Raw genomic sequence first — 17561 nt, forward strand, 5'->3', positions numbered from 1 at the left:
ATTGATGACAATTAGGAATCAAAATGCTAGCGCTTTTTCATCGATCGCGCAGCGGGCTGCTCAGGCAGCGGAAGCGCCGCTGGTGGTTGCAGTCCCCCGGGGCAGGGGTGATACCGTGATTGATGCCGTTCCGTAATCGATGAGGCCTTCCGTTTTCATTGGACGGTGCCCGGGTCGCAGTCGCACACTGACGTCACTTCAAAGGGTTTACCAGGAGATGACCGTGACCACCTCGCAAGTTCTGCATTCGCAAGCCTCCAGCGTTCCCGCCGGCGTTGCCGGACCGGAACTGTGCACCATTCCCCAGGGCGCGGCGCGCAGCCTGCACCCCCGCGCGCCGATGCAACTGCGCGTGGTCAGCGGCCTGGCCTGGGTGACCCTGAGCGACGGCCCCCATGGCTGGCGCGAGGATTCGGGGGACCTCATGCTGCACGCGGGCCAGAGCGTGTGCGTGGCCTCCGGCCAGCACGCCGTGGTCGAGCCGATGGGCCGCGAGCCGCTGCAGTTCCAGTGGCGCAGCGCCGCCGCGGTGCGCGCACCGTCACCGCAGCACGCCGCCCCCCGGGGCGATGTCTGCCGCGCCTGACCGTCCGGCTATCGCATCAAACTGGCTGCTAGCGCCCGAATGACGGGCGCTAGCAGCTATTTTTTTAGGAATGATCGGGGACGGTGACGCCTCCGCGCCGCAGAGGGGCAGCGCATGGGCGGCGGGATAATGGCGGCGGGCTGCCGGCCTGGGCTGGCAGGACACGACGACCTTCCACTCTCCACACCTTCATGACAGCACTGGACATCATCATCATGGCCGCGGGCAAGGGCACGCGCATGAAAAGCCGCATTCCCAAGGTCTTGCAGCGCCTGGCCGGCCGGCCCCTGCTGCACCATGTGCTGGGCCAGGCCGCCAGCCTGCAGGCGCGCCGCGTGGTGGTGGTAACGGGCCATGGCGCTACAGAAGTAGAAGCTGCTTGCGCAGGATTGGCGGGCCATGAGGGCACTTTTGACTTGAAGTTCGTGCGCCAGGAGCCGCAGCTGGGCACGGGCCACGCGGTGCAGCAGGCCACGCCCGCGCTGGCGGGCGATGGCACGGTGGTGGTGCTGTCGGGCGACGTGCCGTTGACCCAGGCCGCGACGCTGCGCGCGCTGGTCGAGGCCGGGGCGGGCGAGCGCCTTGCGCTGCTCACCGTGCGCCTGCCCGATCCCACAGGGTACGGCCGCATCGTGCGCGGCGAGGGCGGAACGGTGCAGCGCATCGTGGAGCACAAGGATGCGAACGATGCCGAGCGCGCCATCGACGAGGTCTACAGCGGCATCATGGCCGTGCCCGCGCAGCGCCTGGCGGGCTGGCTGGCGCGTCTGACCAACGACAACGCGCAGGGCGAGTACTACCTGACCGACATCGTGTCCATGGCTGTGGCGGACGGCGTGCCCGTGGCGGCCCACTGCATTGGCGATGCGCTGCAGGTGGCGGGCGTGAACAGCCCCGCGCAACTGGCCGAGCTGGAGCGCGCGCACCAGCGCGCCCAGGCCGCGGCACTCATGGAGCAGGGCGTTCGCCTGGCCGACCCCGCGCGCTTTGACCTGCGCGACGATGCGCGCAGCGGCGCGCGCGGCGAAATCCTCTGTGCGCAGGATGTGGAGATCGACGTGGGTTGCATCTTCACCGGCCGCGTGGAACTGGGCGAGGGCGCGCGCATCGGCGCCTACTGCCACATCAGCAACGCCACCATCGCCGCGGGCGCGGTGGTCCACCCCTTTACCCACATCGATGGCGAGAAGGCCGGCGCCCATGTGGGCGAAGGCGCACTGATTGGTCCCTTCGCGCGCTTGCGCCCCGGCGCGCAATTGGGGCGCGAGGTGCACATTGGCAACTTCGTGGAGGTGAAGAACAGCACGCTGGCCGACGGCGCCAAGGCCAACCACCTGGCCTACCTGGGCGACGCCAGCGTGGGCGAGCGCGTGAACTACGGCGCCGGCAGCATCACCGCCAATTACGACGGTGCCAACAAGCACCGCACGGTGATCGAGGCCGACGTGCACATCGGCAGCAACTGCGTGCTGGTGGCGCCCGTCACCATTGGGGCGGGCGGCACGGTGGGTGGCGGCTCCACCATCACCAAGGACACGCCACCGGGGGTGTTGAGCGTGGCGCGTGGCCGGCAGGTGAGCATCGCGAACTGGAAGCGCCCCGCCAAACAGGCCAAGGGTTGAGGCCATGACCGGCGAGGGCATTCCACCGGCGGACACGCTGGCGCAACTGCGCAGCGAACTGGCCCAGGCGCGCCAGCAGATCAGCGATATGGCGGCGGCGCAGGAGGACTTTCTACGGGGTGTGTCGCACGACCTGCGCGCGCCGCTGCGCCACGTCACCTCTTATGGCGCGCTGGTGCGCGAGGTACTACAGGAGCAGCCGCCGCAGGTGGACGAGGCGCTGGGTTTCCTGGCCACGATGGAGCAGTCCGCGCGCCGCATGGCGCAGATGATCGACGGGCTGCAGGCCATCGCCCGCGCACGCAGCGCTGCGCTGCGGCCCCGGGCCGTTGCGCTGACCGCGGCTGTGCAGGAGGCTCGGCAGGCTTTGGGTGCGGCGGCCGAAGGCGCGGCATGGAACATTGCGCCGGATCTGCCCGTCGTGCAGGCCGATGCCGAGCTGCTGGCCCAGTTGCTGGTGCAACTGCTGGGCAATGCGGTGAAGTTCTCGCGCGGCGTGGCGCAGCCCCATGTGCAGGTGCAGGCTGAACCTGCGGCCCAGGGCAGTGTGCGCATCACCGTGCGGGACAACGGGGTGGGCTTTGATGGCACGCGCGCGCAGCAGCTCTTTGGCGTGTTCCAGCGCATGCACCGCGAAGCCGAATTCGAGGGCGTGGGCGCGGGTCTCGCGCTGTGCCAGGCGATCGCGCAGCGCCATGGCGCCCGCATCCAGGCCACCGCGGCGCCCGGTGCGGGCTGCACGGTGGCGCTGGAGTGGCCGGCTGCGGCGCGGTAGCGGCCTGCGCTTGCCGCACTTCCCGCCGCCGCGCTCAAGGCATCGCCGCAGGCAGGCCCAGGCGCGTCTGCAGCTCGCGCAGGCGCTGGCGCAGCGCGGTCACTTCCTCGATCAGGTCTGCCGTCAGTGCGGCCAGCTCGGGGTCGGCGTCAAAAGTGGATTCCAGGCGTGCCAGCCGCCGCGCGCGCACCACGCTCGCGCTGCTGAACCGCCAGTGCCCGCCTGCCTGCTCCCCTTGCAGCAAGCCGGCCTCCAGGCGCTCCACAACCCAGTCGGGGCCCATGCAGCAGGTGCGCGCCAGGTCTTCCAGCGTGAGGCGGGGCTGCTCGTCCAGCAGCTCGGCCAGGGCATGATCAACAAATGGGGGCGTGGGCATGCTCAGGCTCCTTGCGTAGAGGGCTTGCGGGGCTGGAATTGCGGGAAGGCCTGCGCGAACGCGCGGTAGGCCTGCTGCTGGGCCTCGTTGGTGGCGGGGGGCAGGGCCACGTGCAGTTCCAGGTACAGGTCGCCGGGCGTGGCGGCGGGAATGCCGCGCTCCTTCAGGCGCAGCTTGCGGCCGGGTTTCCAGCGCGGCGGCACGGTCACTTCCACGGTGGCGCCGCCGGGTGTCTGCACCTCGACGGGGCCGCCCAGTTCGGCCTCCCAGGGCGCGAGGGTGACGGACTGGTACACGTCGCGGTCTTCGGCGCGCCAGCGTGCGTCGGGCTTGAAATGCACCTCCAGGAACAGGTCGCCCGCGGGCGCGCCGCCCAGGCCCGGGCCGCCCTGGCCGCCCAGGCGGATGAGTTGGCCCTCCCGCACCCCCTTGGGAATGTTCACCTGCAGCTGGCGTTCTTCATTGACCAGGTGGCCGCTGTCGTCCAGCCGCGCGCCGCGCAGCGTCAGCGTGCGCTCGGCGCCCAGGTAGGCATCGCGCAGGTCCAGCTCGATGCTGGCGTGGTGGTCGCGCCCGCGCTGTGGTGAGGTTCTGCCGCTTCCATCATGGGCCGACGGGCCCGCGTGCCGGCTGCGCTGGGCGCGGGCGGCGCGGCCGAAGAGCTGCTCGAAAAAGTCGCTGAACTGCGCCGCGTCCATGCCCTCGGCGCCGGGCGTGCCGGTGAATTCGAACCCTGCGTCCCAGTTCGGCGGCGGGCGGAAGTCCTGCCCCGCGCGGTGCGGTGCCTCGCGGCCCAGCGCGTCGTAGGCGGCGCGCTTCTCCGGGTCCGATAACACGGTATTGGCCTCATTCACCTCGGCCATGCGGGCCGCGGCATCGGCCTCCTTGCTCACGTCGGGGTGGTACCGGCGCGCGAGCTTGCGGTAGGCCTTCTTGATGTCGGCGGCAGTGGCGTCGCGTGCCACGCCGAGGATCTGGTAGTAGTCCTTGAACTCCATGCGTCCCTCCATGCATGGCCGGCCCGCAGTGGGCGCGGCCTTGAGGTTCACAGAGTGGAGTCGATGTCCCGGAAGGTCAAGGGGTCGTGCAGGATTGCTATAAATTAAATAGCTGTTGGCGCTTGCTAGATGAGCGCTAGAGGTACTTTTGTTTCAAATTTTGCACGGTGGACCGAGAAGAACGCCTTCACGTTGCGCACATTGGCGTCCTGCGTGAATAGCCGCTGCGACAGGGCCAGGTAGCCCGGCATGTCGCGCGTGTGCACGATGAGCACGAAGTCCGGCCCCGGCGAGACACGCCAGCATTGCTGGACCTCGTCTTCGGCGACGGCGCGGGCCTCGAACGCGTCCAGGTGCTCGGCACCCTGGCGGTCCAGTGCAACCTCGACGATCGCAGCCAGCCCGTGGCCCTGCAGCGCGGCCAGGCGGTCGGGCTGCAACAGCGCCACCTGCCGCTCGATCAGGCCCAGGGTGTGCAGCCGCCGCACGCGGCGCAGGCAGGTGGGTGGGGAGACATGCACCTGTTCTGCCAGAGCTTGGTTGCTGAGGGAGGCGTCGCGCTGCAGCAGGTCCAGCAATTGCAAATCCACGGCATCCAGCGAGAAGTCAGATTCCATAAGAGTGTGTTTTATGAAGAAATATTTCTTAGATTATTACGGAAGAAATTTTTGTTCATATGTTATGAAAATCAGATCAAAAATTTCTGGATAGGCCGCCTAGCATCTCGCCCATTCTTTCATTGGAGCAGTAGTTATGTGCGGCATCGTCGGCGCGGTATCCACCCGCAATATCGTTCCCATCCTGGTGCAAGGCCTGCAGCGGCTGGAGTACCGCGGCTATGACTCCTGCGGCGTCGCCGTGCACGAGGCGAGCCTGGGCGAAATGCCCGCGGGTGGCCTGCACCGTGCGCGCAGCACTGCCCGCGTGGCCGAATTGCTGGCGCAGGTGAACCATGAACACCTCCAAGGCGCCACGGGCATCGCCCACACCCGCTGGGCCACGCACGGCGCCCCCGCCGTGCACAACGCCCATCCCCACTTCAGCCACGGACCCGGTGCCGCGCCGGCGCAGGCAGAGCGCCCCGGCCGCGTCGCGCTGGTGCACAACGGCATCATCGAGAACCACGAGGAGTTGCGCGCCGAGTTGCAGGCGCGCGGCTACGTGTTCTCCAGCCAGACCGATACCGAGGTCATCGCGCATCTGGTGGACAGCCTGTACGACGGCGACCTGTTCCAGGCCGTGCGCGCCGCGACTGCGCGGCTGCACGGCGCATTCGCCATCGCCGTGATCCACAAGGACGAGCCGCACCGCGTGGTGGGCGCGCGCGCGGGCTCGCCCCTGGTGCTGGGTGTCGGTGAGGGTGAGCACTTCCTGGCCAGTGATGCCATGGCCCTGGCTGGTGTGACCGACCAGATCGTGTACCTGGAAGAGGGCGACCTGGTGGACCTGCAGTTGGGCCGTTACTGGATCACCACGGCCGATGGCCAGCCGCTGGACGCCGGCAGCCGCCCCGTGCGCACCGTGCACGCACACAGTGGTGCGGTGGAGCTGGGGCCCTATCGCCACTACATGCAAAAGGAAATTTTCGAGCAGCCGCGCGCCATTGCCGACACGTTGCACGGCCTGCAGGGCATCGTGCCCGAGCTGTTCGACGGCGTGGGTCAGCCCGGACAGCCGGGCGCGGCAGCCTGGCGTGTGTTCAAGGAGATCGACTCCGTGCTCATCCTCGCCTGCGGGACCAGCTACTACAGCGGCTGCACCGCCAAGTACTGGCTGGAGGGCATCGCGGGCATTCCCACCCAGGTGGAAGTGGCCAGCGAATACCGCTACCGCACCAGCGTGCCCAACCCGCGCACGCTGGTGGTGACCATCAGCCAATCCGGCGAAACCGCCGACACCCTGGCCGCACTGCGCCATGCGCAGAGCCTGGGCATGCGCCACACGCTCACCATCTGCAACGTGGCCACCAGCGCCATGGTGCGCGAGTGCGAGCTGGCCTACGTCACCCGCGCCGGCGTGGAGATTGGCGTGGCGTCGACCAAAGCCTTCACCGCGCAGCTGGCGGGACTGTTCCTGTTGACCCTGGCGCTGGCGCAGTCGCGCGGGCGCCTGACCGAGGAGGCCGAGGGCAACTACCTGAAAGCCATGCGCCACCTGCCCGCCGCGCTGCAGGCCGTGCTGGCGCTGGAGCCGCAGATCATCAGCTGGTCCGAGGACTTCGCGAAGAAGGAGAACGCCCTGTTCCTGGGCCGCGGACTGCACTACCCCATTGCACTGGAGGGTGCCCTCAAGCTCAAGGAGATCAGCTACATCCACGCCGAGGCGTACCCTGCGGGTGAACTCAAGCACGGCCCGCTGGCTCTCGTCACCAGCAGCATGCCGGTGGTGACCGTGGCGCCCAACGACGCGCTGCTGGAGAAACTCAAGAGCAACATGGAAGAAGTGCGCGCCCGTGGCGGCGTGCTCTACGTGTTGGCCGATGCCGATACCCATATCGACAGCAGCGAAGGTCTGCACGTCATCCGCATGCCAGAGCACTACGGCGCCCTGTCGCCGCTGCTGCACGTGGTGCCGCTGCAACTGCTGGCCTACCACACGGCCTGCGCGCGCGGAACGGATGTGGACAAGCCCCGTAACCTGGCCAAGAGCGTCACGGTGGAGTAAGGCCAAGCACACCGGCGGCATGGTGGTTGCCGCCGCCCGGTTGCGGTATTCCAACGATGCCTATCGCCGGCATCGGTGGTTCATTGGTACAGCGAAAGTCGGGGCAGGGGATCGCCCCGGGTCGGGCGCGAACCGGCACGGGGCTTTCGGTTCGTTCTCAGTTCGCCACGGTGAAGCGCCGGCCGCGGTGTTTCGCGGACTCTGCTTCATCCACCATGGCGACCGCATAGTCCTCCAGCGAGATGTCGCTGGGCCCGCTATCGCACATGATCACGGCATCGTTCGCGGTCCGGTACTGTCCGGTGCGGGTTCCCGGGTGGATCATGGGCGGGGGGGCTCAGCACCGTCCAATCCACATCGGGTGTTTCGCGCAGCAGTTTCAGGGCTGCTCGGGCACCCTCGGCCGTCGCTTTCCATTGTTCAGGGAACGACAGTGTGTCGAGCAATTGCACGCCGGGCTCGACCTCCAGACTGCCCGCCCCGCCGACGACCAGCAGGCGGACGCCCGTGGCACGCGCTGCATCGATGATGGAGTGCATTCCTTTGAGGTAATAGCCATATACGTCGGAGTTGGCATGGCCACTGAATGCGCTGATCACCACGTCGTGCCCACGGAGAACCGCTCGCAATTGCTGAGAGTCCAGGGCATCTGCGCCCTGAACCTCAAGGCCCTGCGCGGCGGGGAGTCTTGCGGGGTTGGACACGATGGCGGTCACGTGATGACCGCGCGAGAGCGCCTCTTGGCGGATGGCGGAGCCGATAAAGCCAGTGGCGCCGATCAGTGCGATACGCATGGAATGTTCCTTTCTTTGACCCGCGGATTCGGGGTGCGGGGTCAATGATCCTCTTGCCGCATCGTCAGAAAAAGAGGACAAAAAGGACAATACTGGTATCTAATTCGAACCAATCATGCCATCCCCCGTGGGCGATCTCAACCTGTTGCGCGCTTTCCTGGCCGTCGCCGATGCGCGCAGCTTCACGGCTGCCGCCGAACGTCTGCACATTGCGCGTCCGCAGGTGAGTCTTCAGATTCGCCGTCTGGAGAACGTGCTGGGCTCGGCCCTGTTCCACCGTACGACGCGCACGGTTACGCTCACCGATGCGGGGCAACGGTTGTTCGAAGAAAGCGCGCCTCTCATGCAGGGGCTTGAGCAAGTGCTGCAACACGCCGGATCGCGTGGATCGGGTCTGCGTGGCCGCTTGCGTGTCAGTGCGCCTGTTGAATATGCCGTTCAGGTCATGTCGCCGGTGGTGGCGGAGTTCGCTGTCCGCCATCCCGAGGTCAGTTTGGAACTTGTGGTCAGTGACAAGGTGCAAGACCTCGTTGGCGAGGGCATCGACGTGAGCATCCGTGTGGGGTGGTTGCGCAATTCAAGCGCGCGGGTTGCGAAACTGGGGGAATTTGGGCAGGCGGCCCTGGCGTCACCCGAGTACCTGGCCCGCTGTCCGCGTCCGGAGGCTCCCGAGGACCTGGCGCATCACCGGTGGATCGCGCTGACCTTGCTGCCGGCGCCCCTCACATGGTCATTCACCAACGGGACAAAGGACATCACGGTGCGCATGGCGCCCAAGCTGCGCACCGATTCCGCTGTTGCCTTGCGCGCCTTGCTGCTCAATGGCGCAGGCGTTTCGGTTGGCAGTTTGCTTCATTTGGAGAGTGACATCCGCAGTGGAACGCTGGTTCGGCTGCTCCCGGAATGGACATTGCCCAAAGGAGGCGTCTATGCCGTGTATCCGCCCGGCACAGCCATTGCACCTGCGGCGCGCGCCTTCGTCGAGCTTCTGAAGGGCGAAATGCTCCGGAGGGCCTGATGCAGGGGTCCAAATCCAACTCGAAGTCTTCTGGTCGAAATCCTCTACCTCCTGTAGTGCGCGGTACTGCGCCTCTGTCAGCAGGGTGACGCCCATGGCCGCGGCCGCTTCGATGGCGCTGTTCTGCGGCTTGTGCAGCTTGCGGGCATGCAGGGCCTGTGCGTCGTAGCACAGGCTCCTGCGCCCGCTCGGGCTCTCGGCCGTGCAATCGCAGAAAAGGTAGGTTCCGTCCGCGGTGGCACTGCCGACGATGTCGGGCTCGCCGCCCGTTGCCTCCATGTCCTGCAGCGCCTTCAGTTTGTTGGCATTCAAGCGTGCATGGACATCGGCCCAGGCGACGGTGGGGTGCCGGTGCATGTGGCTCTCGAACCGCTTTTTCAGCGTCTGGACAAGGACATCACGTTGTGCTGTTTTCATGTCTGCTCCTGGCAACGGCGCCTTCAGCGCCTGGGTGGTGGCTTGTTGCATCGTCAGCGGGCCCAAACGACGACGCATGGCATGTCCAGCGGCGACCTATATGGACGCGAGCGCTGTGGGATGCCGACCCCGAGTAGGCTGGCATAGACGTCACGGTTTCACGCCACCGGGCCGGTGCGGAGGTGGGCAAGCAGCCGTTTCACCACCGCACGGTGTGGGGGTGTCATCGTGTCCTTCATGTCAACTCCTTGGTCGGGGGCATGGCCAGGCTGAGGGGCCGTTGACGCGGTTCTACTCCAGCAACGCCCTGCCTCAGGCCGGAAGTGCCGATAAGATTCTGTTCCGAAACGCATCGGACCGAACCTGTACAACAGGGGCGTGAGCCATTCACAGGAGAACCCCATGACCGTCAAAGCCTACGGCGCCCACGCGAGCGACCGCCCATTGCAGCCCCTGGAGATCGCACGGCGCGCGCCGGGCGCGCACGACGTGCAGATTGGCATTGCCTATTGCGGTGTGTGCCATTCCGATTTGCACCAGGTGCGTTCGGAATGGGCGGGCACGCTGTATCCGTGCGTGCCGGGGCATGAAATCGTCGGGCGCGTAGTGGCCGTGGGCGCGCAGGTGTCGGCGTTCCAGGCGGGCGACCTGGTCGGCGTGGGCTGCATTGTCGACAGCTGCCGGCATTGCCAGGATTGCGACGAAGGGCTGGAGAACTATTGCGGCCACATGGTCGGCACCTACAACGGCCCGACCGAGGACGCGCCGGGCCACACGCTGGGCGGATACTCGCAACAGATCGTCGTACATGAGCGCTATGTGCTGCGGGTGCGCCATCCGCAAGGGCAGTTGGCCGCGGTTGCTCCGCTGCTGTGCGCGGGCATTACCACCTACTCGCCATTGCGCCATTGGAAGGTGGGTCCGGGGCATCGCGTGGGTGTGGTCGGCATCGGCGGGCTGGGCCACATGGGCATCAAGCTGGCGCACGCAATGGGGGCGCATGTGGTGGCATTCACCACCTCTGAATCCAAGCGCGCTGCGGCGCTCTCGTTAGGTGCGCACGAAGTGGTGGTTTCCCGTCATCCGCAGGAGGTGGCAGCGCATGCCAACAGTCTCGACTTCATCCTCAACACGGTGGCGGCGCCGCACGACCTGGATGCCTTCCTGCGCCTGCTGCGGCGCGACGGTGCGATGACGCTGGTGGGTGCGCCAGCGTCGCCCCATCCGTCGCCCAACGTGTTCAACCTCATCATGAAGCGGCGCACGCTGGCTGGCTCCTTGATCGGCGGCATTCCCGAGACCCAGGAGATGCTCGATTTCTGCGCGGAGCATGGCATCGTGGCGGATATCGAGTTGATCCGCGCCGATGAGATCAATACCGCCTATGAACGCATGTTGAAGGGCGACGTGCAATACCGCTTCGTCATCGATATTGCCACGCTGGCCGAATCAGCCGGGGCCTAGCGGCGATGGGGCGAGGGGCGGCGCGGTGCGCCGCCGGCACGCGGCTCCAGGTGGCGGAAGGTGATACGGCCCTTGGTAAGGTCGTAGGGGGACATCTCCAGAGACACGGTGTCGCCCGCAAGCACTCGAATGCGGTGCTTGCGCATCTTTCCGCCCGAATAGGCGATGAGGGTGTGTCCGTTCTCGAGGACCACGCGAAAACGGGAATCCGGCAGCACTTCGTCTACCTTGCCTTGCATTTCAATCAACTGCTCTTTATTGGACACGGAACTCCTTTGAGATCAACGGCAAGAGCCAGCATGGGCATGCCCTTGCCTGGGGGCCTGTGAGAGCACAGGCTGCGGAACGCGCCGGCCGTCCGGCGCGATAGACGAGGTATTGCCCGTCTTTTGCTGCGCTGGCGCGTTGCCACCTGCGGCAGTGAAATGAAGGGCCGTAAGCGCGCTGTAGAACGCACAGTGCGGCGGATCACCGAGGGAAGGGGTGGGAAGCCGGCGCTTGCCGCTGCGGGGATCTGCTCCCCGGGCGCGCGTAACGCGGGAAAGGATGGGAGTTTAGGACGATTACCTAACCCTTGCTGACCAGTGGTGGATTGGCCCTGCCGGCAGGTGCGACATAAGATCGCTAGAGGGATACGCTGCGGTGAAGACGTTGCCCTACAGGAGCAAGGGACCCGTTGCTCCTGTCATCGCGCGGCAATGTTTACTCCACGTCACACATGACTGTCTCCAGTTCCGATGCTCGGCCCCGTGCGGCCATCCGAGGGGGCATGCCCGTCCGCCTGATGGTGGGATTTGCTTTGGCGGCATTTGCCGCCCTGTTGATCGCCGTGGTCACCTACCGGTCCAACGACGAGCGCGCGAAAGCCGTGGACAATCTCAACGCGACGGTCGAACGGATCACGCAGATCCAGATGGTCTGGTCGCATTTGAAGGACGCTGAATCCGCCAAGCGGGGCTACCTGCTGTCAGGGCAGGAGCAGACGCTGGGCTTGTTCACCGTAGCCCAGGCCGCCGTGCCGGTGGCCCTGGAAAAGCTGCGCGGGATGACGCGCGGGAGTCTCTTGGAGCAGCAGCGCTTCGACCAATTGCAGGGGTTGGCCACGAAGCGCATGACCGAACTTGCGCACATCGTTGCGCTACAGCGCGAGGGCCGGCGCGAAGAGGCCCTGGAGGCCATGCGCGGCGACGGCCAGGCCACCATGGAAACCACCCGCACGCTGGTGCGCGAGATGCTCAACACCGAACAGCAGCAACTGCAGGCCCAGCGGGAGGTGTGGGAAGGAGCGTTTGCCATCTCGGCCTACCTGACGTGGGGCAGTGCCGCCGTGCTGTTGCTGCTGACCTGTGCGTCTGCGGTGATGACCATGGCGGAGTACCGCAGCCGCGAGGTCGAGAACTGGATCAAAGGCAACCTTGTAGGGCTGGGCACGCGGCTGCAAGGTGAGCAGCGCATCCATGACATGGCGGGTGCTGTCATCGGCTATCTGGCGACGGAGTTGGATGCCAGGGTAGGGGCCATCTACGTGACGCAAGGCCACGGCATCTTCGAGCGCATGGGCGGCTATGCGCTGGCGCCCGACACCGGCCCTGGGGCCGTGCGGGCGGGAGAGGGCCTGCTGGGCCAGGCGTTGCAGAGCCGCACTCTTCAGCATGTGCGCCACGTGCCCAGCGGGTATCTGCCCGTGACCTCCGGCACGGGCCAGGCCACGCCCGCCGAATTGGTGATGATGCCCATCGTGCTCAATGGCGTAGCGCTCGCGGTCGTCGAAATGGGGTGGTTCCGCGCGGTTGCTCCGCACGAAGTTGACTTCCTTGTGCGCGCCGGGGAGCAGTTGGCCCAGGCCGTTCGGGGCGCATTGGATCGCTCGCGCCTGGAGAGTCTGCTGGACGAGACGCAGCGCCAGGCGGAGGAGTTGCAGGCACAGCAGGAAGAGCTGCGCGTCAACAATGAGGAACTGGAGCAGCAAAGCCGCATGCTGCAGGAGTCCCAAAACCTGATGCAGGCGCAGCAGGCGGAGTTGGAGCACAGCAACGCCCAACTGGAAGCGCAGACCGAGCAGCTGCAGTACCAGAAGCAGCGCCTGCTGACTGCACAGGACGCCCTGGAGGCCAAGGCGCGCGATTTGGCGCAGGCCAGTCAGTACAAGAGCGAGTTTTTGGCCAACATGAGCCATGAATTGCGCACGCCGTTGAATTCCAGCCTGATCCTGGCCAAGCTGCTGGCCGACAACAAGCAGCAGAACCTGACGGCGGAACAGGTCCGCTACGCGCAGACCATCCACAACGCTGGCACCGATCTGCTGAACCTCATCAACGACATCCTCGATCTGGCAAAGATCGAGGCGGGGCAGACCTCTGTCGAGATTGGCCCGGTGACGGTGGCCAAAGTGGTGGCGGGCGTGATGGAGCCGCTGCGGGCCCAGGCGCAGGACAAAGGCCTGCAATTCAACGCGGTGGTGGAGCCGGGCGTGCCGGCATTCATAACCTCCGACGCGCAGCGCCTGGCGCAGATTCTCAAAAACCTGCTTTCCAATGCGCTCAAGTTCACCGCGCGCGGCGAAGTGACCATGCGCGTCTTTGCAGGAGACAACGACACGCTGTGCTTTGCTGTGCGGGATACGGGCATCGGCATCGCGCCCGACCTGCAAGAGCGCATCTTCGATGCCTTCCACCAGGCCGATGGCAGTACCCATCGCAAATACGGCGGCACGGGCTTGGGCCTGTCGATCTCCCGGGATCTGGCGCAGTTGCTCGGCGGCAGCATCGCGGTGCAGAGTGCGCCGGGCGAAGGCAGCGTCTTCACGCTGACCCTGCCCGTCACGGCGCCCCTTGTCGGCGATCCGGGCGAGCGTCCTGCAAAGCTGCCAGTGGCGCCGGCGCTTGCCACACGCGCTGCCGAACCACCGCATGCGAGCCAGCCAGAGGCCCCGGCGGCAAAACCATGCGCCCCCGTGCACGTCCTGCCGGATGACCGGGAGCAGTTGGAACAGGGGCGTTACACCATCCTGGTCATCGAGGACGACCCGCGGTTTGCGCGCATCCTTTGCGACCTCGCGCATGAGATGGGTTTTCAGTGCGTCATCGCCTCGACGGGCAGCGACGGCCTGGCGGCGGCGCTGGAATACGGCCCCAGCGCGGTGGTGCTGGACATGAACCTGCCGGATTTCTCCGGCCTGGGCGTGTTGGACCAGCTCAAGCGCAACCCGGCCACGCGCCATATTCCCGTGCACGTGGTCTCGGTGGCCGACTACATGCAGGAGGCCATGGAGCGCGGCGCCATCGGCTATGCGCTCAAGCCCGTCAAGCGCGAGGAGCTGGAGCAGGCGCTACGCCACATGCAGGCCAAGTTCACCCAGAGCATGCGCCGCGTGCTGGTGGTGGAAGACGACGCGCGCCAGCGCGAGAGCGTGCACCATCTGCTGGCAACCGACGGCGTGGAGATCGTGGGCGCCGCCACCGCGCGGCAGGCATTGGACCTGCTCAAGGGCAGCACGTTCGACTGCGTGGTGATGGACCTGCACCTGCCCGACCTGAACGGGTACGAGCTGCTGCAGCAGATGGCCGAGCAGGAAGAGGTGTCCTTTCCGCCCGTCATCGTCTATACCGGGCGCAACTTGTCGCGCGACGAGGAACAGCAACTGCGACGCTTCTCCAAGTCCATCATCATCAAGGACGCGCGCTCGCCCGAGCGCCTGCTGGACGAGGTCACGCTGTTCCTGCACCAGGTGGAATCCACCTTGCCGGACGACCGGCGCCGCATGCTGCAGCTGGCGCGCGACCGTGAGTCCACTTTTGAAGGGCGCACCATTTTGGTGGTGGAGGACGACGTGCGCAACGTGTTCGCGCTGTCCAGCGTGCTGGAGCCCACGGGGGCGCGCGTGGAGATCGCGCGCAACGGACGCGAGGCGCTGGAGGCGCTGGAGCGTTCCAACGCCGCCGGCGAGAACACCGTGGACCTGGTGCTGATGGACATCATGATGCCCGAGATGGACGGCTTCGCCGCCATGGCGGAAATCCGCCGGCGCCCCGAGTGGCGTCGTCTGCCGATCATCGCGCTGACCGCCAAGGCCATGAAGGACGACCAGGAAAAATGCCTGGCCGCCGGCGCCAACGATTACATCGCCAAGCCGCTGGACGTGGAGAAACTCCTGTCGCTGGTGAGGGTGTGGATGCCCAAGTGAGCGTGCGCCAGCGCGCGGAGACACACGATATCGGAGCCAACACTTGCCGCACCAACGCAAGACCGCAGAGATCGAGCAGCAGCTGCTGATCGAGGCCATTTACCTGCGCTACCACTACGACTTCCGCGGGTATGCGCAGTCGTCGCTCAAGCGCCGGCTCCAGGCCGCGCTCACGCGGTTTGATTGCGAGACGCTGTCCCAACTGCAGCATCGGCTGCTGCACGAGCGCGCGGTGTTTCCTGCGCTGCTGGACTACCTCACCGTGCAGGTCAGCGATGTGTTCCGCGACCCGGAGTACTTTCGCGCGCTGCGCGAAAAGGTGGTGCCGCTGTTGCGCACCTACCCCTCGCTCAAGATCTGGGTCGCGGGCTGCAGCACAGGAGAGGAGGCGTATTCGCTCGCCATCCTGCTGCGTGAAGAGGGGTTGCTGGAACGCTCGTTGATTTACGCCACCGACATCAACAGCACGGCACTGCAGCGTGCCGAGGCGGGCGTGTACGACATTGAGCGCGTGCCCGGCTTCACCGAAAACCATGCGCGCTCGGGCGGGCGTTCCTCGCTGTCCGACCACTACAGCGCCGCCTACGGCCGCGTGGTGTTCGACAAGAGCCTGCGCCGGCATATCGTTTTCTCCGACCACAGTCTGGCGACCGACAGTGTATTTGCCGAGGTGCACCTCATCTCCTGCCGCAACGTGCTGATCTACTTCGACCGTACGCTGCAGGACCGCGCCCTGGGCCTGTTCCGCGAGGCCCTGTGCCGGCGTGGATTCCTGGGCCTGGGGGCCAAGGAATCCCTGCGCTTTTCCTCGCACGCGCCGGCATTCGAAGACTTCGTGGCGCCCGAGCGCATCTTTCAGAAGAGAGGTGACGCATGAGGCAGGCGGCTTTGCCACGCGTGCGCCTGGACGCCATCGCCATCGCCATTGGCGGGTCGGCCGGCAGCATCGAAGCGCTGGGTGTGGTGCTGCCCGCGCTGCCTGCGGGTTTCCATGCGGCCCTGCTGGTCGTGCTGCACCTGCCGCGCGAGCGGCCCAGCCTGCTGTGCAACATCTTCCGCCAGCGCTGCGCCCTGCCGGTACGCGAGGCCCAGGACAAGGAGCCCGTGGAGCCGGGCACGGTGTATTTCGCGCCGCCTGACTATCATTTGCTGGTGGATTCGGGGCCGAGGCTGTCCCTGTCCGTGGATGCACCGCTGAATTTTTCGCGCCCGTCGATCGACGTGTTGTTCGAATCCGCCGCCGATGAATATGGGCCGCGGCTCATGGCCGTGCTCCTGTCGGGCGCGAACAGTGACGGAGCGCGGGGCTTGCGCGCAGTGCAGGCCGCTGGCGGCGCCACGGTGGTGCAGTCGCCCGACAGCGCTTCGTCCATGGCCATGCCGCAGGCGGCGCTGGCCCTGATCCAGCCCGATCAGGTGCTGCCCCCGGCACGCATCGCCGCGCTGTTGACCACCTTGCATAAGGAGGGACTTTCGTGATTTTTGCCCCACCGGCTGCACAGGCCGCGAGTCATCGAACCGGCGCGTGCGTGAAATGCCTGATCGTGGATGACGTTCCTGAAAACCTTGTCGCATTGCAGGCGCTGTTGAAGGATGAGGACGTAGAGATCCTCATGGCCGGCTCCGGCGCCCAGGCGCTGGAACTGCTGCTGGCCCACAACGACGTGGCGCTGGCGCTGCTGGACGTGCAAATGCCCGAGATGAACGGTTTCGAACTGGCGGAGTTGATCCGCGGCAGCGAGCGCACGCGGCACATCCCGCTGATCTTCATCACCGCCGGCTCGCGGGACCAGGGCTGGCAGTTCCGCGGCTACGAAAAAGGTGCGGTGGACTTCCTCTACAAACCCGTCGACCCCCACATGCTGGTCAACAAGGCCCGGGTGTTCTTCGACCTGCAGCGCCAGCGGCATGCGCTGGCACGCGAGCTGCAGGAGCGCACCGAGGCGTTGTACATCAACGAGATGTTCATGGCCGTGCTCAGCCACGATCTGCGCAGCCCGCTCAGCGCCATCATGGCCGTGGCCAGTGCGCTGCAGCGCGCTCCCGAGCCCGCCAAGGTGCAGGCTCTGGCGTGCAACGTGCAGCAGGCCGGGCGACGCATGGGCCGCATGATCGAGGACCTGTTGGATGTGACGCGCGCCCGCCAGCATGGCAGGCTGGCCATCGAGCCTGCACCCATGGACCTGGGGCAGCAGGCGCAGCGCGTGGTGCAGGAAGTCCGCGCCGGCCACCCCGAGCGCCACCTGCGGCTTGAGCAGCAAGGGGATCTGCGCGGCGAGTGGGACGAAGAGCGCCTGGGCCAGATGCTGGCGAACCTGCTGGGCAACGCCATGCACCACGGCACGCCCGACCAGCCGGTGGAGTTGTCACTGGACGGCGCCGCCGCCGATACCGTGGTGCTGCGCGTGAGCAACGGCGGCGGGATTGACGCCGAACTGCTGCCCCGGCTGTTCGCGCCATTTACGGGCCGGCGCAACCGGGCCGGTCAACACCAGGGATTGGGGCTGGGGTTGTTCATCGTGCACCAGATCGTGCAGGCCCATGGCGGGACGATCGATGCCGCCTCGCAGGCGGGGCGCACCTGCTTCACGGTGACGCTGCCGCGGCGCGCGGTGGCGGCTTGACAGGACGGGGGCGGGGGGATGCCGGGCCTTCAGCGGCCCG

15 protein-coding genes and 1 pseudogene are annotated in these 17561 nt (G+C 66.5%); 10 read left to right on the forward strand and 6 right to left on the reverse strand.

The genetic code is table 11. The features are described 5' to 3' along the window. The first annotated feature begins 217 nt into the window (after positions 1-217). From K2L43_RS03395 to K2L43_RS03405, 3 genes are all read left to right on the forward strand, one after another. Positions 218-586, forward strand: a complete 369-nt coding sequence (locus K2L43_RS03395; RefSeq protein WP_238526565.1) for a DUF2917 domain-containing protein — start codon at positions 218-220, stop codon at positions 584-586. 191 nt (positions 587-777) lie between these two features. After that, positions 778-2208 (forward strand): bifunctional UDP-N-acetylglucosamine diphosphorylase/glucosamine-1-phosphate N-acetyltransferase GlmU, encoded by a 1431-nt coding sequence (glmU, locus tag K2L43_RS03400; RefSeq protein ID WP_047349099.1) that lies wholly within the window; start codon positions 778-780, stop codon positions 2206-2208. 4 nt (positions 2209-2212) lie between these two features. Continuing rightward, complete coding sequence (locus tag K2L43_RS03405; protein ID WP_220638503.1) at positions 2213-2983, forward strand: ATP-binding protein; 771 nt, start codon at positions 2213-2215, stop codon at positions 2981-2983. A 34-nt stretch (positions 2984-3017) separates the two neighbouring features. On the opposite strand, the gene K2L43_RS03410 is transcribed toward K2L43_RS03405, so the two are convergent. The 3 genes from K2L43_RS03410 to K2L43_RS03420 form a co-directional block, all read right to left on the reverse strand. After that, the gene (locus K2L43_RS03410) at positions 3018-3359 is read right to left on the reverse strand and encodes a chaperone modulator CbpM (RefSeq protein ID WP_011804091.1); all 342 of its coding nucleotides are present in this window, start codon (positions 3357-3359) and stop codon (positions 3018-3020) included. A 2-nt stretch (positions 3360-3361) separates the two neighbouring features. Further along, positions 3362-4357: a DnaJ C-terminal domain-containing protein gene (locus tag K2L43_RS03415; protein WP_047349101.1), complete on the reverse strand. Its 996-nt coding sequence runs from the start codon at positions 4355-4357 to the stop codon at positions 3362-3364. Positions 4358-4482: 125 nt separating this feature from the next. Beyond that, positions 4483-4974: an Lrp/AsnC family transcriptional regulator gene (locus tag K2L43_RS03420; RefSeq protein WP_220638504.1), complete on the reverse strand. Its 492-nt coding sequence runs from the start codon at positions 4972-4974 to the stop codon at positions 4483-4485. A 136-nt stretch (positions 4975-5110) separates the two neighbouring features. Here K2L43_RS03420 and glmS point away from each other — a divergent pair, with 136 nt between their 5' ends. After that, a complete protein-coding gene (gene glmS, locus K2L43_RS03425; RefSeq protein ID WP_220638505.1) occupies positions 5111-7021 on the forward strand; it encodes a glutamine--fructose-6-phosphate transaminase (isomerizing) in 1911 nt (636 codons plus the stop codon). Positions 7022-7278: 257 nt separating this feature from the next. On the opposite strand, the gene K2L43_RS03430 is transcribed toward glmS, so the two are convergent. Continuing rightward, positions 7279-7815, reverse strand: coding sequence for an NAD(P)-dependent oxidoreductase (locus K2L43_RS03430; protein ID WP_255580521.1), 537 nt, complete (start codon positions 7813-7815; stop codon positions 7279-7281). 115 nt (positions 7816-7930) lie between these two features. On the opposite strand from K2L43_RS03430, the gene K2L43_RS03435 reads away from it, so the two are divergent. Then, positions 7931-8833, forward strand: coding sequence for a LysR family transcriptional regulator (locus tag K2L43_RS03435; RefSeq protein ID WP_220638506.1), 903 nt, complete (start codon positions 7931-7933; stop codon positions 8831-8833). Between the two features lie 12 nt (positions 8834-8845). On the opposite strand, the pseudogene K2L43_RS03440 reads toward K2L43_RS03435, so the two are convergent. After that, a pseudogene (locus tag K2L43_RS03440) lies at positions 8846-9328 on the reverse strand (DUF4256 domain-containing protein); the annotation flags it as partial. 324 nt (positions 9329-9652) lie between these two features. On the opposite strand from K2L43_RS03440, the gene K2L43_RS03445 reads away from it, so the two are divergent. Beyond that, positions 9653-10714 (forward strand): NAD(P)-dependent alcohol dehydrogenase, encoded by a 1062-nt coding sequence (locus K2L43_RS03445; RefSeq protein WP_103738107.1) that lies wholly within the window; start codon positions 9653-9655, stop codon positions 10712-10714. On the opposite strand, the gene infA is transcribed toward K2L43_RS03445, so the two are convergent. Further along, positions 10711-10980 carry a translation initiation factor IF-1 gene (gene infA / locus K2L43_RS03450; RefSeq protein ID WP_011804098.1) on the reverse strand — a complete coding sequence of 90 codons (270 nt, stop codon included), beginning with the start codon at positions 10978-10980 and terminating at the stop codon, positions 10711-10713. The two genes, K2L43_RS03445 and infA, sit on opposite strands and share 4 nt — an antisense overlap. 503 nt (positions 10981-11483) lie before the next feature. Here infA and K2L43_RS03455 point away from each other — a divergent pair. Genes K2L43_RS03455 through K2L43_RS03470 form a run of 4 tightly spaced genes read left to right on the forward strand, consistent with a single transcriptional unit; the run spans position 11484 to position 17521 of the window. Then, the gene (locus K2L43_RS03455) at positions 11484-14897 is read left to right on the forward strand and encodes a response regulator (protein WP_220638507.1); all 3414 of its coding nucleotides are present in this window, start codon (positions 11484-11486) and stop codon (positions 14895-14897) included. A 43-nt stretch (positions 14898-14940) separates the two neighbouring features. Then, on the forward strand, positions 14941-15774 hold the full coding sequence (locus tag K2L43_RS03460) for a protein-glutamate O-methyltransferase CheR (RefSeq protein ID WP_011804100.1): 834 nt from the start codon (positions 14941-14943) through the stop codon (positions 15772-15774). After that, positions 15771-16376, forward strand: coding sequence for a chemotaxis protein CheB (locus tag K2L43_RS03465; protein ID WP_220638508.1), 606 nt, complete (start codon positions 15771-15773; stop codon positions 16374-16376). Before K2L43_RS03460 ends, K2L43_RS03465 begins: the two co-directional genes overlap by 4 nt. After that, entirely contained in the window at positions 16373-17521 is a 1149-nt protein-coding gene (locus K2L43_RS03470; protein WP_220638509.1) for a hybrid sensor histidine kinase/response regulator, read from the forward strand. The genes K2L43_RS03465 and K2L43_RS03470 overlap by 4 nt, the downstream gene beginning before the upstream one ends. The last annotated feature ends 40 nt before the right edge of the window (positions 17522-17561 follow it).

This window comes from Diaphorobacter sp. MNS-0, from assembly GCF_019602835.1.
GTDB classification, from domain to species: Bacteria; Pseudomonadota; Gammaproteobacteria; order Burkholderiales; family Burkholderiaceae_C; genus Diaphorobacter; species Diaphorobacter nitroreducens.

Excerpts from the sequence above, each read along its gene's own strand:
- K2L43_RS03405 (WP_220638503.1), top strand. The coding sequence starts at position 2,213 with ATGACCGGCGAGGGCATTCCACCGGCGGACACGCTGGCGCAACTGCGC.
- K2L43_RS03410 (WP_011804091.1), bottom strand. The coding sequence starts at position 3,359 with ATGCCCACGCCCCCATTTGTTGATCATGCCCTGGCCGAGCTGCTGGAC.
- glmU (WP_047349099.1), top strand. The coding sequence starts at position 778 with ATGACAGCACTGGACATCATCATCATGGCCGCGGGCAAGGGCACGCGC.
- K2L43_RS03465 (WP_220638508.1), top strand. The coding sequence starts at position 15,771 with ATGAGGCAGGCGGCTTTGCCACGCGTGCGCCTGGACGCCATCGCCATC.
- K2L43_RS03430 (WP_255580521.1), bottom strand. The coding sequence starts at position 7,815 with ATGCGTATCGCACTGATCGGCGCCACTGGCTTTATCGGCTCCGCCATC.
- K2L43_RS03435 (WP_220638506.1), top strand. The coding sequence starts at position 7,931 with ATGCCATCCCCCGTGGGCGATCTCAACCTGTTGCGCGCTTTCCTGGCC.
- K2L43_RS03445 (WP_103738107.1), top strand. The coding sequence starts at position 9,653 with ATGACCGTCAAAGCCTACGGCGCCCACGCGAGCGACCGCCCATTGCAG.
- K2L43_RS03455 (WP_220638507.1), top strand. The coding sequence starts at position 11,484 with ATGCCCGTCCGCCTGATGGTGGGATTTGCTTTGGCGGCATTTGCCGCC.
- K2L43_RS03415 (WP_047349101.1), bottom strand. The coding sequence starts at position 4,357 with ATGGAGTTCAAGGACTACTACCAGATCCTCGGCGTGGCACGCGACGCC.
- K2L43_RS03395 (WP_238526565.1), top strand. The coding sequence starts at position 218 with ATGACCGTGACCACCTCGCAAGTTCTGCATTCGCAAGCCTCCAGCGTT.
- K2L43_RS03420 (WP_220638504.1), bottom strand. The coding sequence starts at position 4,974 with ATGGAATCTGACTTCTCGCTGGATGCCGTGGATTTGCAATTGCTGGAC.
- glmS (WP_220638505.1), top strand. The coding sequence starts at position 5,111 with ATGTGCGGCATCGTCGGCGCGGTATCCACCCGCAATATCGTTCCCATC.